Here is a 17,795-nt window from a genome sequence, read left to right on the forward strand (position 1 = left end):
ATGATAATTACACCTTTATTAGTTATATTCTTACTCATTGTATTTGTACTACTTTTTTTGTTTTTAAACACTGTTGATAAGCGCAAATGGCTTTCTGGATTAATCAGTTTAGTATTAACACCTATTGTGTTTTTCTTTATGTTTTATCCGTTTCTAAATATTATTAGCAGTTACCATCATCAAAAATATTTTAACAGCGAAGCTTGGATTGAAAATCCGGCATTACGTTACGAAATGATCGATAATACGATTAAGTCCGATACGTTAATTGGATTTTCAAAAGATAAAGTAACAGCACTTTTAGGTAAAGCCGAATGGCTAACTTGGGATAAGACTAAAGACGTACATTACAACAACAAATGGAATTATGGTCTTGGTATAGAACCTGGTGCGTTTACGGATCAAAGAGAATGTGTAGAAATTACGTTTAAAGATAATAAGGTTATTTCCTTAACACCTTATCAAGAAGACCTAACATACGAGAATGAAAAAGAATAAATCCATCCTATATATTATCGCTATTATTGTTGGACTCATAATCGTTAATGCGATTTCCGGTTCGGTATATCAGCGCTTCGACTTAACAAAAGACCATCGTTACACCCTTTCTGATGTTTCAAAAGCATTGATTAGCGACTTAGATTCTCCATTAATAATTGATGTGTTTTTAGAAGGTAATTTTCCTTCAGAATTTAGATTACTTCAAACCGAAGTGAAGCAGATTGTAGATGAGTTTAAATTAGAATCCAATCAAATATTCGTCAATTACATAGATCCAATTGAAGATGAAACCACACGCCAACAATACATCGAACAGCTTACTAGTGCAGGATTAGAGCCATATATTAATACCGACAACAGTACTGGAAAAGTAACACAAGACATTATTTTCCCTTGGGCTTTTGCCAGTTATAAAGACCAAACACTTAAAATCCCCCTTCTTAAAAAAAGCATTACACAAGGGTTGCCAGAGCAAATTAACAACTCTGTCCAATCTTTAGAATATGCGTTTGCCGATGGCTTTAGTAAGCTTGTCAATGCTAAAGCAAAGAAGATTGCGGTTTTAAAAGGAAATGGACAGTTAGATGACCTTTACATTGCTGATTTTCTAGAAACGATAAAGCCGTATTATAATTTAGGGAAATTCACATTAGATAGTGTGGCTACAAACCCACAAGGCACACTTGATAAATTAAATGCATATGATTTAATCATTGCAGCCAAACCAAGCATCCCATTTACTGAAAATGAAAAATTAGTTTTAGATCAATTTACCATGAATGGAGGTAAAAGCCTTTGGCTGACAGAATCTGTTATAATGGATAAAGACAGCCTTTACAATGATGCGGGCACAGGAGTTTCGATTATGCGCGACTTACAACTGAATGATTTTTTCTTCAAATATGGAGTAAGAGTCAACCCAACGTTAGTAAAAGACCTCTACTCTGCTCCAATTATGTTGGCCATTGGCGAAGGTAGTCAGGCACAAATGCAACCCATTCAATGGCAATATTCACCTTTGGCTGCATCAAACCCTAATCATTCCATTACTAAGAATTTAAGCTTAGTAAAGTTTGATTTTGCAAGTCCAATTGATACGTTAAAAAACGGCATTAAAAAGTCTATTTTATTGCAAAGTTCACCGCAATCAAAGCTTGAGGGAGCACCAACCACTATTTCTTTAGCTAATGTAACCCAAGCACCAGATGAAGCCAATTATAGTTTAGGCCCACAAAATTTAGCAGTCCTTTTAGAAGGGGAATTTTCTTCGGTATATGACCAACGCATATTACCTTTTAAGGTGAACAATTTTAAATCGAAAAGTGTAGCGACTAAAATGGTTGTGATTTCTGATGGAGACCTTATTAAAAATGACGTTATAAGAAACAGGCCACAAGAATTAGGCTTTGATCAACTCACCGGAAAATCATTTGGGAATAAAGAATTTCTACTTAATTCGGTAAATTACCTGTTGGATGATTCTGGACTTATAAACATAAGATCAAAAGAAATAAATGTGGCATTTTTAGATGCTGAAAAAATAAAAGACAGCAAATCCACATGGCAATTTATTAATATTGCTTTGCCACTCATACTTTTAGCACTGTTTGGATTTGTATTTAACTATTTAAGAAAGCGAAAATACACCTCGTAAATTTTTATACTTAACACAAATAAATATCACCCTTAAAATGGGTAATTTGTTAATAAGTTTGTTTTAAAAAACCCTTCTATTGAGATATATTTGTAATACGGATAATAGTATAAAACACATCTATTCAGCATGAAACATCTCACTAAATATGGTTGGGTTTTTCTTAAAAATTCAATTTAAGATGTTACATGTAACTTATAAAAAAAACAATTAAGATATAACGCATGAAATTTATTGTTTCAAGTACCTATTTATTAAAGCAACTCCAAGTATTAGGAGGTGTAATTAATAACAGTAATACATTACCAATTTTAGATAATTTCTTATTTGAACTAAGCCTGTCAAAACTAACGATTTCGGCTAGTGATTTAGAAACGACGATGTCTGCAACAATAGATGTTGAAAGTGATTCTGAAGGTAGCATTGCTTTACCCGCAAGATTACTATTAGATACCCTAAAGACATTTCCTGAGCAACCATTAACTTTTGTTGTTGAAGAAAACAATACAGTTGAAATTAGCTCTAACCATGGTAAATATGCTTTAGCTTATGCTGATGGAGCTGAATTCCCAAATGCAGTTTCTATTGAAGATGCGAGTACCACAACTATAATGGGAGATATCTTAGCAACTGCAATTAGCAAAACAATATTCGCTGCTGGTAATGATGATTTAAGACCTGTAATGAGTGGTGTGTTTTTTCAATTTTCTCAAGATAATTTAACCTTTGTAGCGACTGATGCTCACAAATTAGTTAAATATACAAGAAACGATGTGAGTGCAACCGAAACTGCTGAATTCATTATGCCTAAGAAACCTTTAAATCTTTTAAAAGGAATTTTAGCAGGAAGTGATGATGATGTGTTGGTTGAATACAATGACTCTAATGCGAAATTTACTTTTGAAAATTCTGTATTGATTTGTCGTTTAATTGATGGAAAATATCCAAATTACGAAGCAGTAATTCCTAAAGAGAATCCGAATAAATTAGTAATTGACAGAACTCAGTTTTTAAACTCGGTTCGTCGTGTTAGTATTTTCTCTAACAAAACTACGCACCAAATTCGTTTAAAAATTGCTGGTGCAGAATTAAATATTTCTGCAGAAGATATTGATTATTCTAACAAAGCCGAAGAACGTCTAACCTGTGATTACCAAGGAGACGATATGCAAATTGGTTTTAACTCACGTTTCTTAACCGAAATGATAAATAATTTAAACTCTGATAACGTGCAGTTAGAAATGAGTTTACCAAATAGAGCTGGTATCTTAACACCTATTGATGGTTTAGATGAAGGTGAACATGTAACGATGCTTGTTATGCCTGTAATGCTAAACAATTAAGACTTTCTTGCAACTTAATTCAATTAAAAAAGGCTCACCAATAATTAGGTGAGCCTTTTCAATTCCAAGTCTTTTACTTACTAACTAATAAAATTAAGAGACAATGGATAGCTAGGTAATTCTCCATTACTAGCTTTAACTGCATTTATAATTGGCATTACAAAAGCCAAGACGGCAACTAATATTAACGTTAAAATTCCTAATCCAACTACAAATATTAGAGGAATACTGATTATAGAATAGATAAGCATGCTTAATTGAAAATTCAAAATAGATTTTCCATGAACATCCATACCATCAACTTGCTCTTTCTGTGTCGCCCAAATAATCAAAGGTGCTAAAAGCCCTCCAAAACCGGTTACGTAAGTTAGTAATTGTGATAAGTGGGTAACTACTAATAATTGATTGTCTGTGCGTTTAAGCGTGTGATAATTTGATTCCATGATTGATAATTTTACATTAATAGGACGCAAATTGATTCAGTTTGTTACAGCAAATCATTAAAAATTAACAAGAGGAACAACTTCCACCCGCTTTCTTCACACCTAATTTCACTAAAATAGTCTCTAATAAACACCATTTAGTAAATGCAGACTGAATTAAATTCACTCCAATAAATACGGTAAACCACATCCAATTTGGACTTACGTAAACAGAAAGTACAACACTTAATAATACCATTATACCCACTATAACTCTAAAATACTTGTTTAACATTTTCTCTTATTTTTTAACCTGTTAAGCTTTGCGAACCTTATAGGTTTTTATTATTATTTCATTTTTATAACTGTCAGGTTTTAAAAACCAAACAGGAAATGTGCCTAAATAAATCTTTCAATAGGAACTACAACCGCTTTTATTGGGTTATTAGTTTCTATGTTTGAATTAAATTCTTTTATAATATCAAATAACGCATCAATCTTTTCCTTTTCTGTAAAGGAGAAAAACAAACTAGATTCATTACCTGATTTTTGTCCTGCAAACCAACTTGAAGCCATCAAAACAGATAATCCATTTTTATGACCATCAATATCTGAACTACTAAAATTTTCAATATTTGCCTTCTTGAAGAGTTTCAAAATAGCTGATTCAAATTCTTCAACTGCTGTAACTATGACTAATTTCATACTTTCTTTTTTTACAACCTGCAAGGTTTTGCCAACCTTGTAGGTTTTGATTAATTACTGCTTTTTATACCTATAAGGTTTTTGAAACCTTACAGGTGAAACTAGATTTATTTATAATTCTTCTTCTCTATCATATAATAAACCAATGGCACAACTAACAACGTTAACACTGTTGAAACAATAGTCCCTCCCATTAATGAAATGGCTAAGCCTTGGAAAATTGGGTCGAACAGAATTACAAAGGCTCCGATAACAACCGTTCCTGCTGTTAATAGAATTGGTGTTGTTCTTACAGCTCCTGCTTCAATGGCAGCCTGTTTTAATGGTACACCTTCTGCTGTTCTCAGGTTTATAAAATCTATTAGTAATACTGAGTTTCTCACCATAATTCCTGCTAAAGCAATCATTCCAATAAATGATGTTGCTGTAAAAAAGGCTCCCATAATCCAGTGTCCCAGAATAATCCCGATTAACGATAACGGAATTGCAACCATCATAACGATTGGTGCTTTGAAATTCTGAAACCATCCTACAATTAAGATATAGATTAGGATAATCGCTCCTAAAAAGGCAATACCTAAATCTCTAAAGACTTCTAGTGTAATTTGCCATTCTCCATCCCATTTTACGGTATAATTGTCTTCAAAATCTGGCTGACCTAAATACATTTCGTTCATTTCGTATCCTGCTGGCAACGGAATTTCTTTTAACTTTTCTTCCATTCCCAAAATAGCATACGCCGGACTTTCCAATTCTCCCGCCATATCAGCCAATACATAAACCACACGCTTCTGGTTTTTACGATAAATACTTTTTGCAGCTGTAGTTTCACTAATAGTTACCAAATCTGCAATCGGAACCATATTACCTTGTTTCGATTTTACTTTTAATTGTGAAATATCTGTAATGGTCGATTTTTCCTTTTCATCTAAAGTTAGGACTAAGCCAACTTGGTTTACAGCATCTTCATCATATAAGTTGGTGATGGCTCTGTTAGATAAAGCCAAATTCATAGTATATGCTATTTGCTGTGGTGCAACACCATACAACATTGCTTTTTCTTTGTTGATTTCGAATTGATATTCCGTTTGATCATCTTCAACCATCCAATCAATATCAACCACATCAGCTGTGTTTTTCAGAATATTTTGAACGCTATTCGCTACTTTGATTTGCTCATCGTAATCTGGTCCATAAACCTCTGCAACAATAGTTGATAATACCGGTGGTCCTGGTGGCACTTCAACCAATTTCACATTAGCGTTATATTTCTGCGCAATTTTCTGAATATCTGGTCGTAATAATTTAGCAATATCATGACTCTGAGCAGAGCGTTCTCCTTTATCAATTAAATTCACTTGAATATCTGCCATATTAGAGCCTCCACGTAAATCGTAATGACGAACCAAACCATTAAATGTAATTGGTGCAGACGTCCCAACATAATTTTGATAATTCACAACCTCTGGTCGTGTAGATAAATATTGAGAAATCTCTTGAGCTACAACTCCTGTGCGTTCTAGTGTTGTACCTTCTGGCATATCTATCACCACCTGAAATTCATTCTTATTGTCAAATGGCAACATTTTTACAGCAACCGAATTGGTAAAAAACAATACCATAGTTCCCATTAATACGGCGAACGTTCCTAATAAAAAGATCCAACGTTTTGCTTTACTCTCCATTAAAGGACGTTCAAACTTGTTGTAAATTCTATAAATACGTGTGTCTTCTAATGGCTTTTCTACTTTTTCAACTTTACCTTTTTTATCCTTTTCTCTCAAGAAAATTAATCCTAAATAAGGTGTAATTGTTAAGGCTACAAATAAAGACAATATCATGGCAATAGATGCTCCAATTGGCATTGGTGCCATATATGGTCCCATTAACCCAGAAACAAAAGCCATTGGTAAAACCGAAGCAATCACTGTAAATGTGGCTAGAATCGTTGGATTTCCAACTTCGTTAATCGCATATAAAGCAGCTTGCTTAAATGGTAAACGTTTCATTTTAAAATGTCGATGCATATTCTCGGCGATAATAATGGAGTCATCGACGACAATTCCTGTTACAAAAACTAAAGCGAAAAGTGTGATTCGGTTTAGCGTGTAATCCATCATATAGTAGCTCAATAACGTTAAAGCAAACGTAATTGGCACGGACAAAAACACCACTAATCCACCTCGCCAACCCATGGCTAACATTACAACAAGTGTTACGGCGACTATAGATCCAATTAGGTGCCATAGTAATTCGGACACTTTGTGAGATGCTGTTTCTCCGTAATTTCTAGTGATTTCAACTTTAACATCATCAGGAATTAAAGTTGCACGTAAATGATCTACTTTATCAATAATAATTTTCGAAAGTTTCATTGCATCTGCACCTTTTCGTTTGGCAACAGAAATGGTAACCGCAGGATATTCCGATTTATAATCCGATGATTTGACAGATCCTTTTCCAAAGCCTAAACTCACATAATTTTGAGGCACTTCTGGTCCATCAATAATTTGCGCTACTTGCTTTAAATAAATAGGCTGATTCTGTTGCACACCAACTACTAAATTTTCTACATCTGTAACCGACTCTAAAAACTTCCCAGTATTAATTAAGAATTCGGTATCGTTTTTATCAAAACTTCCTGAACTCATTTGGCTGTTATTCGCCTTTATCATTTCGGAAACGGACAAGAAATCTAATCCGCTTGACGCTAATTTGTCTTTATCTAAAACCACACGTAATTGACGATTTCTTCCACCAATTTTATGAGTCATGGAAACATCATTTACCTTTTTAATTTCAGCTTCCAATTCTTGCGCCATTTGGTTTAACTGATGATCATCGTAGTTTTCACTCCATAAGGTTAAACCTAACATAGGCACATCATCAATAGCCCGTGTTTTTACCAACGGAAACGTAACTCCTGTTGGCATTTGATCCATGTGCTTGTTAATTTCGTTGTACAATTTCACAAACGAGCGCTCAATATCTTCGCCCACATAAAATTGGACAATGACCATGCCTTGCTCTTTCATTGACGTAGAATACACGTATTCCACACCTTTGATATTCGAAATTAATTGCTCTAATGGCTTTATGACGCGCGACTCCACTTCTGTAGGACTTGCTCCTGGATAACCTACAAAAATGTCTGCCATTGGCACATCAATTTGCGGCTCTTCCTCACGTGGAATTAAAAATGAAGCATATACTCCAACAACCATAAACACAATCATTAACAACACAGTTAACTTAGATTGCATAAAGACTTTGGCAATTTTTCCTGCGATACCTTCTTTCATTATTTTAACTTTTTATAATTACCTCGAAAGAGATGTTTTTATTATTTTGGGCGTTACTTTTGGCTCATACCTGTCAGGTTTTTAAAACCTTACAGGATCGCAAAAAGGATTTCCATTACAAATGTTTTTGCATTAATGAGTTCATTAACTTGAAATAATAAACCACGAATAATCCTTAACGCAATTAATTTTCTGCTATTTACTCTTCTTTATATTATACCTACAAGGTTTTGACTTCGACTTCGCTCAGCCACCAAGAAACCTTCCAGGATACTAAAAACAGTGACTGAATAACTACCTACTGAACAATAATTTTAACTCCATTGAAAAGCTTTCCTTCAGCAGAAACGATATAAGCTTCATCTGCATTTAATCCTGATAATACTTCTACTTGATCTCCAAAAGTTCTACCCAAACGCAACCAACGTAATAGCGCTGTATTACTTTGGCTTACCGTATACACACCAGATAACTGTCCGTTTGTAATAATAGCTTCGGTTGGAACTAAAACCATTTCCGATTTTGCTTTTCTTTCTATTGGAAACTGAACTGTAGTAAACATACCTGATAAAATATTAGCCTCTGTTTTGTCTAAAGCTATTTTAACTAAATATTGTCCACCTGTATTTTTAGCAGATGTACTTACTTCTGTTACTTTTCCTTTTATAGTTTGGTTAATGGATTTTACTAAAACATCGACGGTTGATCCATTTTTAATTTCAGAAATTTCAGATTCAGGCACCATTGCCATGACTTCAAAAGCGCCTGGTGTTTCAATGCTTATTAATGGTGCTCCTGGATTTGCCATATTTCCTGGCTCTACATTTTTACTTGTAACAATTCCGCTAAATGGTGCGGTAATATTACTGTATGTAAATTGTGCGTTCACTTCGTTTTTCATTTGGTTAGCCGATTCTAAACGTGCTTTTGCCATTTCAAAATTAGCCGTCATATCATCCATTTCTTTTTGAGAGGCACTTTGCTCTGCAAATAAATTTTTAAAACGATTATAATCTTTTTGCGCGTTATTAAAAGCTGCTGTTGCTTCTGTAATTCCTGCGTTGACTTGTGCACGTTTGGCTTGTAAATCGGCATTATTGATAGACACTAATAATTGTCCTTTACTCACTTTATCCCCAACATTAACGTGAACCTTGTTTACATAACCCATCATTCTAGTACTTAAATCTGCACTATTTGATGCTTGAATTTTTCCGCTTACGGATAAAAACGGACTATTTTCATTAGCTTCCACCTGACTAGTTTTCACCGTAATTACTGGTGTATTTTCTACAACTGATTTTTTGTCTTCGCTTCCGCAATTCGTTAACAACAAGGCTAAAGAAAATGCTACGATGGTATATATCTTTTTATTCATTTTATATCTTTTTTAAAGCAAGCATATTTGTCTTTGCTCTTGGTTCTTTTATCTTGATTCTCTTTTTATTCTTTCGTTAAAAATTGTAAATAAGCTTGTGCGTAATTGTATTCGAAAATAGTTTGATAATATTCTAACTGCTTTTGTGCAAATTGAGTTTCAGCAATTAGTAAATCAGATGTTTTTTCTAAACCTTCTTTAAATCTATTCGTTCTAATTCTTAAAGATTCTTCGGATTGCTCTAAGGCTAAACTGTTTAATTTCAATTTATTTTCTGCATCAATAAAAGCGCGTTTAGCTTTGTTTAATTCTAAATTACTTTGCGATACATATTGTTTGTATTCTAGTTTCGATTTTTCAAATTCGGACTTACTTTTTTGTGCTTTCCCAAAACGTTTAGAGCCTTGAAAAATATCCCAACTTAATTGTGCGCCAAATAAATACCCACTGGCATCGGCTTGAAAAATTTGATCATCATATAACTCATAACTTCCAAAAGCGTTTAACCGTGGTAAAAAAGCCATTTTATCAGCTTTATTCATCGCTTCATATGCGTTTGAAGCTAATTGCATCGCTTTAATATCCGAACGATTTTCTGAAATACTTTTATCCCCTAATCCAAAAGTTATAACCGTTAAGTCATCTGTTGGTGTATACACCACATAGCTTTCGTCATTCATTAAAAACGACAAATAATTAGAGGCGTTTTGCACATTGCTTTTAGCTGACTGTAATTGATTTTGAACTTCCGTAACTCTTACTTCAACATTCAGCACATCGGCACGTTGCAAATACCCTTGTTTTAAACTATTATCGGCTAATGATTTGTTAGCATTTGCAGCTTCTAGAGCTTTTTCTAAAACATCAACTGCTTTATAAGCCAATTGTAATTGCATATATGCTTTTTCAACTTCAAAGGCTAAATAATCTTGAGTTCGCTCTGTTTTTAACGACATCGCTTCCATTTTAGATTTGGCTGCTTTTCTTTGAAACATGCCATCAACATTAATTAATGGCTGTTGAATTTCGAATTTTGTAGCGTAATTTTCAATTTGAGAAGGGTCGTTTAATAAGGCCGGATTGAAATCGTTTTGTGTTAAAATTTCCTGATTCAATTTAGAACCAAAAGCCATCAAAGGATTTGTGGTTGCCATTGCTGTATGACTTGCAGTAATATTTGGTAAAAACACAGCATTAGTTTGTCTGAAATCTGCTTTGGCTTGATTGTATTCTTCAACAGAAATTTTAATACTTGTATTGTTTTCTGATACTTTAGCTAAGACTTCAGTTTTTGTGATAGGAATGCGTTCTTGCGACTGCAATTTAATGCCCCAAAAACAGACAAAAGATATTACTATATAAATTATTTTTTTCATGTTTAAATTATTTCTATGACAAAAATAGTTCGATAAAAAAGTTTACTTGGTAACCTATGTTACCTAACAAAAAAAGCATCCATTTAAAAAATGAATGCTTTTTACTAATCAACCAAAAACTGAAAACCACTTCAGCTCAATTTTACAAACCCCTAACTATAAATCTTTTATATTTTGAAATGTTTCAATTCTGTATAGAAAACAAATTTTATGATTAGTATTATAACTCAACACAAAACACTTTACATAACAAAAGTAAATCAATATCAAACAACGCTTAGTAACTATTGTTACTTAACCTAAAACGTATAACTATTTGACATTTCTATTTTAGATATAGTTTGAATTTTCTACCGTTGGCGTCCTTAGAGTGGCAAAATATGCTTAAATTTATTCACTTTTTTTAAATAAAATCTTATACAAGATATCTATGTTTTGTTTCAGAAATCTTGTCAACATATAATTCGAATTTTCATGAATATTACTGCAGCATATACAGACCTTTATCAAATTACAATGGCTCAAGTTTATTTTGGCAAAAAGCCAAATGGACGTGCGGTTTTTGATTATTACTTTAGACATAATCCCTTTAACAGTGGTTACTCCATTTTTGCTGGACTAGAAGATGTTCTGAATAGTCTTGAAACCCTTAAATTTTCATCTTCGGATATGACCTATTTAAAACAAAAAGGGTTTGACAATGATTTCTTAGAGTATTTAGAAAATTTTCGATTTAAAGGCAGTATATATTCGTGTAAAGAAGGTGATATTGTATTTCCTAATCGACCAATCTTACAAGTCGAAGCAAATATTATAGAAGCTCAAATTATTGAGACTTTTTTGCTAAACATTCTTAATTTTCAAACTTTAATTGCGACAAAAGCAAGTCGTATTAGGTATAGCGCTAAGGATGCTATTCTCTTAGATATGGGCCTGCGTCGTGCACATGCAACTGGTGGCTATTACGCGTCTAGAGCTGCTGCGATTGGAGGTTTTGACAGTACTAGTAATGTGAAGGCTGCCGAAGATTATGATATTCCTTCTACTGGTACTATGGCACATTCATTTATACAAAGTTATGAAGACGAATTGCAAGCATTTAGAGACTTTGCGAGCGTGAGACCCGAAAATTGTGTGCTCTTAATAGACACTTATAACACGCTTAAAAGTGGATTACCGAATGCTATTACGGTCGCCAAAGAAATGGAAAACAAAGGTACGCGCTTATTGGGTGTTCGCTTAGATAGTGGCGATTTGGCGTATTTATCTAAAAAAACACGATCTATACTAGATGATGCTAATTTAGGTTATGTAAAAATTGTAGCGTCTAACCAATTAGATGAATATGTCATAAAAAGTTTGAAAGAACAAGGAGCACCAATTGATATTTTTGGTGTTGGAACTAACCTCGTTACCGGGAAACCAGATGCAGCATTAGATGGTGTTTATAAACTTGCAGCTTTTAACGATACCCCACGAATTAAACTCTCTGAAAATATTATTAAAACCTCACTTCCATTTAAAAAGCAAGTCTATCGCATGCTAGATAAAAATGGCATGTTCTACGGTGCAGATGCTATCGCTATAGCGTCTGAAGATAAGATTACTAAAATGGAACACCCTTTTGATACTACTAAAAACCTAGATCTAAGTCCTTTTAAACACGAACCGTTACTAAAGCAAGTGATGAAAGACGGAAAAAGAACCATTCCGACTCGAACCGTTTCGGAAATTGCAGACTATTCGCAATCGCGCTTGAACCAACTTCCTGACGAATATAAACGTTTTCAGAATCCACATATCTATAAAATCGGACTCAGTACAGAGCTTAAAAAAGAACGAGATGTTCTAATTAATAAGCATAAGTCTTAGACCCAACTAGTTAATTCAATTTATTCAACATAAAATTTTAAGTATGAAAACCCTATTAATCATTGATGTGCAGAACGATTTTATGCCAAATGGATCTCTTCCTGTTCCGAATGGTGATCGTATTGTCCCAGTAATTAATGCCATGCAATATAAATTTGATTTAATCATTGCCACACAAGATTGGCACCCAAAAGATCATATCAGTTTTGCAAGTAATCATAACGGAAAATCTAATTTTGACATTATTGAAATTCATGGTCAGTCACAAACCTTATGGCCAAATCATTGTGTACAAGGCACGGAAGGTGCAGAGTTTCATCCAAATTTAAAAACGGATAAATTTGAAGCTGTTTTTAGAAAAGGAACCGATAAAACTATTGATAGCTACAGCGCGTTTTATGATAACGGCCATTTAAAATCTACCGGATTGGCTGGTTACTTAAAAGACAAAGGGACTTCAAAATTGTACTTATGCGGTTTAGCTGCAGATATCTGTGTTTTCTTTTCCATTATGGATGCTAAAAAAGAAGGCTTTGATTGTTCTTTTATCCATGATGCTTCTGAAGCATTAGATAATAAAACGTTTGAAAAACTAAAAAAGGAGATGATTGGTATGGGAATTGAAATCGTGACATCAGAAACGATATAATATTCATTGAACTATTATTTCTCTGATGTCTTATTCATTTTAAAGTAAGTCCATTTGACAAACAAAAGTCCTAAAACCCCTCCTAAGGCTGACACAAACAAATTGACAGTCAATCGTAGACCATCAAAATCACCATTATTCATAATGTGCCAAGGATCAAAACCAAACCTCCCTAAAGTTTTGATTAACAAAATACTTCCAAAAACACCAACCAACGTATTTCCCTTAAACCCAAATGTATATTTTGTCTTTAAGTATCCAAATACATTCGCGGCTAATATTCCTACAAGAATACTAATTAATGAAATTAATGTACCTGTCATGATAGCGTCATTATATTAATGTCCATAATCCATGCGGTCTATTTTTCCTGCCGTTAATCTTTTCTGAACAATCATGTACACGAGAATGAGCACAAAGCCGATAATTCCCCATATTAAAGCAACAGATAACCCATATTCTGATGCTGCCGTATTATAAATGGTTAAATGCTCATGAGTATTATTTACTGAAGGTAATATAACAGGAAACAATGATGCTAGAGATGACGTAATTCCTCCAACAATTATTAACGTTGAGAGCAAAAATGCATGTCTGTCTTTTTTGATTTTTTTTATAAAAAATAATCCAATAACTCCTGTTAAATAAATAATAGGAAATACCATCAGGTAAGGTTTATGACTAAAATTATCTAAAGAATTAGGATTTACGAGCTGCCATACATATAAAGAAAATGCTGTAAGGATAGCAAGCGTTATATTCAATTTAAAAATGACACCTTTTAATTTACTATTAATGGATGAATTGGTTTTTAATATCACCCAATTTGCACCATGAATAGCCAAAGTAACAACGGATATTAAACCTATAATAATAGTAAACCAATCGATGACACCGGGATGTTCGGCTAAAGGACTAAAACTACTATCCCATAATGGTAAGAAAAAATAATGGCCTTCGTGAACAGATATACCATTATCAACACCTCCTAAATTTACACCTCTAACGATATTACCTAAAGCGATTCCAAAAAACAAGGCGAGCAATAAACTAGAAACCCCAAAAGATTTATCCCAAATATCTTTCCACATTTGATACTTAAACTGTCCTCTGAATTCAAGCCCAATCGCTCTAAATATGATGAGCCATAACACTATAATTAGAGGCAAATAGAAACCACTAAAAACAGAAGCATAAAACGATGGAAACGCCATAAAAAGCATTCCACCTGCGGCCACTAACCACACTTCATTAGAATCCCAAAATAGACCTGCAGATTTCGTTATAACTTCTTTGTCTTTTTCTTTTTTAGCAAAAAACAGATGGATGATTCCTGCTCCGAAATCATAACCATCTAAAACAAAAAAGATGGTTAAAACAACTCCTATTGCGATATACCAAAATAGTTCCATAATTAATGTGTTTGAGGTGTTGGACCTTGGTTAATAGTTTTACCGACTAAGACTAAAAACAATAAGCCTAGTAGCATATATAAAGCCACAAAACCTAATAAGGTAAATAAGGTATTACCAGAAGAAACTGTTGGCGAAACGCCCTCACTTGTTTTTAATAGGCCATAAACTAAATACGGTTGTCTACCCAATTCTGCTGTATACCACCCCGTAATATTAGCGATATAAGGAAACGGAACTAAAAACATAATAGTCCAAAGTAAAGGCTTAATAGTAAATAGCTTTTTTCTCCATAAAAAGAAAAGTGCTAAAGCCATAACGCCTATGAATATGGTACCTAATCCCACCATTATATGATAAGAATAATATAGTGCAGGAATATTATCTGGTAATTCTTCAGCTTCAAACTGATCCATCCCAGGAATTTGCTTGTCCCATTCTTGATAGGTTAAGAAGCTTAATATATTAGGAACGGCAATTTTATTATCTAACTTTTTTTCAACCATATTAGGTTGCCCAATAAGCACAATTTCAGCACCTGCATCTTCAGTTTCAAAAATACCTTCCATAGCAGCAAATGTTCCTGGTTGGTATTTTGCGACGTTTTTAGCATTCCAATCTCCTGTTGGGAAAGCTACCAAAAGACTAGAAATTAACCCGAATACAACCCCTGTTTTTAAAAACAATCTGCCATATTCAGAATGCTTATCTCTTAAAATATAAAATGCACCTATACTCGCCATCACAAAAGCCGATGTTACAACCGAAGCCATTTGATTATGTAAGAAGGCAGGCAACAGCCATGGATTAGTGAAAAGCTCAGAAAAGTTTTCTAATACAAACTTCCCATTATCTAAAATCTCATAACCTACAGGGTGTTGCATCCAAGCATTAGTCGCTAAAATAAACCAACCACTAGCCCAAGACCCTAAAAACACCAAAAAGCCTGTGAGGAAATGTAATTTTTGACCCATTAGTTTTTCTCCAAAAATAAAAAGGGCTAAAAATGAAGACTCCAAAAAGAAAGAGAACATGCCTTCCATAGCTAAAGTCTGACCAATGATGCCACCTGTTAGTTCAGAGAATTTTGCCCAATTAGTTCCAAATTGAAATTCCATAGGAATACCTGTGACGACTCCCATGGTAAAATTAATCGCAAAGATTTTCATAAAGAACTTTGCAGCGTTGTTATATTTTTCAATTTTAGTTTTAAGAAATTTCCACTTAAAGAAGACTATCATGAGTGATAATCCCATAGTCAGTTGCGGAAATATGTAGTGAAATGTGATAGTAAATGCAAATTGCAATCTATCGTAGAATAGCATGTCTTCCATATCTATTTTTTATGTTATTCAAAGATACGAAGCCTATAACATCCTTAAGTAACTTTTGTCACAAAAAAACGACTATTTTAAGCATAAAAAAGAGGGAGCTAATTACGTACTACCCTCTTTTTAAAATTTAAAATACTTATAACTAATACTCGGAACTTTCATCCTCATTGAGCGTGTTAGAATCTTCTGTACTTTTACCTTTCGAAATAAAATTAATTAGAATACCTACCAATGAGATACAAACTAATGCAAAAATTGCAATCATTACGACTCCACTCGTCCAACTATATAATGCTATTACTGTATTAATCATATTTGTGTTTCTTTAGTTTTTACCTTGTAAAATTAATACCAAAATTTATAAAGAAACATGACTTTTATCATCAATGAAGAAATTTATAAAAAATTCTTTAATAAACTAGTGAGATGATTTTATAACATTGATAATATCATCTTTTTGCAAGACTCCCGATTGCCTCCAAACCTGTTTACCATTTTTAAATAACAGCATCGTTGGCACACCTCTAACTTGATACTTTGAAGCTAATTCCTGATTTTTATCTACATCAATTTTAATAATGCTAATACCCTCTCCCATCTCCTCTTTTACCTGCTTTAAAATTGGACTCAACATTTTGCATGGCCCACACCAATCGGCGAAAAAATCAACTAAAACGGGTTGATCTTGATTTATTATTTCTGAAAATTTACTCATACCTGACTTGAATTTTATTAATTAAAAGTAACACCCCAAATCCTTCTAACTTCATTAATATCGTAACCAGTAGCGTTATCCATTGGATATAAACCATTAATTCTTGTTAGCGTTGAAGCTTCTATTGTTCATTAAGTTTACCATGTCATTAAAGACACATTAGGTTAGTCGTAATTGAGTATTTTACCCTTACTTGATCTTCTATTTCTTTTACGATAGAGCTTGCTTTTTATAATTCGCTACAACTAATAATCTTATTCAATTTTTCATACTGAACAAAATTCACATAAAAATATGAACGAAATACGAATACGTTGGTAACATATGTTAAAAGTTCTTAGTCATACTAAGAATGCATTAAAGCCTCTATTTCATTTAATGTCGGATTCGTTTGAAACGATATTTTATCAATTTCAACGTCGTCTCTTGTGATGGCTATGGCTCCTAAGTGATTAGCGTTCAATTTAAAACTTATAACCCTCAAATTTTCAAAATCACAAACCAACGAACTCGATATATTATGAAAACCATTTGTAACGGGAATTTTAATTAAATCTTCATCAATACCTTTTCCTGTTGCCTTTACAATAGCTTCTTTTCTTGTCCATAATTTGTAAAAGGCATGCCTATTAACTTCAGAGTCACGAATGAAATTTAATTCCTCTGTATTAAACACTGTTGGCAGAATATCTTTATATTCAAATTGAGGATTAATATACTCAACATCAACTCCTAATTCACAATCACCTATTGCAATTATCGCAAAATTACCAGCATGTGACACATTAAAAAACAAACCTTTATCTAAAGGAAAATATGGCTTATGATTATCACTTTTTTCAAAATACACTTGAGAAATTTCTAAGTCCTTTTGCTGTGCAATTATTATTTTAAGAAAGCTTCTACAAATTATAAATCGGTTTGAATCTTTTAAGTGATGGTACCTGTGTGCTCTTTGTACTTCATCTGGTGTCAATATTTTCAATAGCACATCTACCAGATCATAATATTGAGGTAATTCGATTTTAAATAATTTAATATTTGGGTCAGCATTATTTAAAAACACTCCACTCTTATCTGACACTTCGGAAGATCCACAGAATAAAGTGCTCTCAGAATTCTTAATTCTCAT

17 protein-coding genes are annotated in these 17,795 nt (G+C 33.3%); 5 read left to right on the plus strand and 12 right to left on the minus strand.

All coding sequences use genetic code 11. From position 1 onward, the window contains the following. From HM986_RS11280 to dnaN, 3 genes are all read left to right on the plus strand, one after another. Entirely contained in the window at positions 1-498 is a 498-nt protein-coding gene (locus HM986_RS11280) for a hypothetical protein (protein ID WP_179335191.1), read from the plus strand. After that, on the plus strand, positions 485-2,155 hold the full coding sequence (gene gldG, locus HM986_RS11285) for a gliding motility-associated ABC transporter substrate-binding protein GldG (protein WP_179335192.1): 1,671 nt from the start codon (positions 485-487) through the stop codon (positions 2,153-2,155). Before HM986_RS11280 ends, gldG begins: the two co-directional genes overlap by 14 nt. A 224-nt stretch (positions 2,156-2,379) precedes the next feature. Further along, positions 2,380-3,498 carry a DNA polymerase III subunit beta gene (gene dnaN, locus HM986_RS11290; RefSeq protein WP_179335193.1) on the plus strand — a complete coding sequence of 373 codons (1,119 nt, stop codon included), beginning with the start codon at positions 2,380-2,382 and terminating at the stop codon, positions 3,496-3,498. A gap of 80 nt (positions 3,499-3,578) precedes the next feature. Here dnaN and HM986_RS11295 read toward each other — a convergent pair whose 3' ends face one another. The 6 genes from HM986_RS11295 to HM986_RS11320 form a co-directional block, all read right to left on the minus strand. Further along, the gene (locus HM986_RS11295; RefSeq protein WP_179335194.1) at positions 3,579-3,941 is read right to left on the minus strand and encodes a DUF4870 domain-containing protein; all 363 of its coding nucleotides are present in this window, start codon (positions 3,939-3,941) and stop codon (positions 3,579-3,581) included. Between the two features lie 64 nt (positions 3,942-4,005). Then, positions 4,006-4,215 (minus strand): YgaP family membrane protein, encoded by a 210-nt coding sequence (locus HM986_RS11300; protein ID WP_179335195.1) that lies wholly within the window; start codon positions 4,213-4,215, stop codon positions 4,006-4,008. Between the two features lie 104 nt (positions 4,216-4,319). Further along, positions 4,320-4,625, minus strand: a complete 306-nt coding sequence (locus HM986_RS11305) for a hypothetical protein (protein ID WP_179335196.1) — start codon at positions 4,623-4,625, stop codon at positions 4,320-4,322. Between the two features lie 107 nt (positions 4,626-4,732). Beyond that, a complete protein-coding gene (locus tag HM986_RS11310; protein WP_179335197.1) occupies positions 4,733-7,927 on the minus strand; it encodes an efflux RND transporter permease subunit in 3,195 nt (1,064 codons plus the stop codon). Positions 7,928-8,225: 298 nt separating this feature from the next. Continuing rightward, entirely contained in the window at positions 8,226-9,305 is a 1,080-nt protein-coding gene (locus HM986_RS11315) for an efflux RND transporter periplasmic adaptor subunit (RefSeq protein WP_179335198.1), read from the minus strand. A 65-nt stretch (positions 9,306-9,370) separates the two neighbouring features. Continuing rightward, on the minus strand, positions 9,371-10,681 hold the full coding sequence (locus HM986_RS11320; RefSeq protein WP_179335199.1) for a TolC family protein: 1,311 nt from the start codon (positions 10,679-10,681) through the stop codon (positions 9,371-9,373). 474 nt (positions 10,682-11,155) lie between these two features. On the opposite strand from HM986_RS11320, the gene HM986_RS11325 reads away from it, so the two are divergent. Next, the gene (locus HM986_RS11325) at positions 11,156-12,553 is read left to right on the plus strand and encodes a nicotinate phosphoribosyltransferase (protein ID WP_179335200.1); all 1,398 of its coding nucleotides are present in this window, start codon (positions 11,156-11,158) and stop codon (positions 12,551-12,553) included. Between the two features lie 43 nt (positions 12,554-12,596). Beyond that, positions 12,597-13,202, plus strand: a complete 606-nt coding sequence (gene pncA / locus HM986_RS11330; protein ID WP_179335201.1) for a bifunctional nicotinamidase/pyrazinamidase — start codon at positions 12,597-12,599, stop codon at positions 13,200-13,202. A gap of 14 nt (positions 13,203-13,216) precedes the next feature. Here pncA and HM986_RS11335 read toward each other — a convergent pair whose 3' ends face one another. From HM986_RS11335 to HM986_RS11360, 6 genes are all read right to left on the minus strand, one after another. Next, a complete protein-coding gene (locus HM986_RS11335; RefSeq protein ID WP_179335202.1) occupies positions 13,217-13,525 on the minus strand; it encodes a hypothetical protein in 309 nt (102 codons plus the stop codon). A gap of 15 nt (positions 13,526-13,540) precedes the next feature. Next, entirely contained in the window at positions 13,541-14,614 is a 1,074-nt protein-coding gene (gene cydB / locus HM986_RS11340) for a cytochrome d ubiquinol oxidase subunit II (protein WP_179335203.1), read from the minus strand. A 2-nt stretch (positions 14,615-14,616) separates the two neighbouring features. Next, positions 14,617-15,948, minus strand: coding sequence for a cytochrome ubiquinol oxidase subunit I (locus HM986_RS11345; protein WP_179335204.1), 1,332 nt, complete (start codon positions 15,946-15,948; stop codon positions 14,617-14,619). 142 nt (positions 15,949-16,090) lie between these two features. Then, positions 16,091-16,261 (minus strand): hypothetical protein, encoded by a 171-nt coding sequence (locus tag HM986_RS11350; RefSeq protein WP_179335205.1) that lies wholly within the window; start codon positions 16,259-16,261, stop codon positions 16,091-16,093. Positions 16,262-16,366: 105 nt separating this feature from the next. Continuing rightward, positions 16,367-16,663, minus strand: coding sequence for a thioredoxin (gene trxA / locus HM986_RS11355; RefSeq protein ID WP_179335206.1), 297 nt, complete (start codon positions 16,661-16,663; stop codon positions 16,367-16,369). Positions 16,664-17,009: 346 nt separating this feature from the next. Beyond that, positions 17,010-17,795: a 4'-phosphopantetheinyl transferase family protein gene (locus tag HM986_RS11360; RefSeq protein ID WP_179335207.1), complete on the minus strand. Its 786-nt coding sequence runs from the start codon at positions 17,793-17,795 to the stop codon at positions 17,010-17,012.

The sequence above is a fragment of the Winogradskyella costae genome (genome assembly GCF_013403865.1).
GTDB lineage: Bacteria > Bacteroidota > Bacteroidia > Flavobacteriales > Flavobacteriaceae > Winogradskyella > Winogradskyella costae.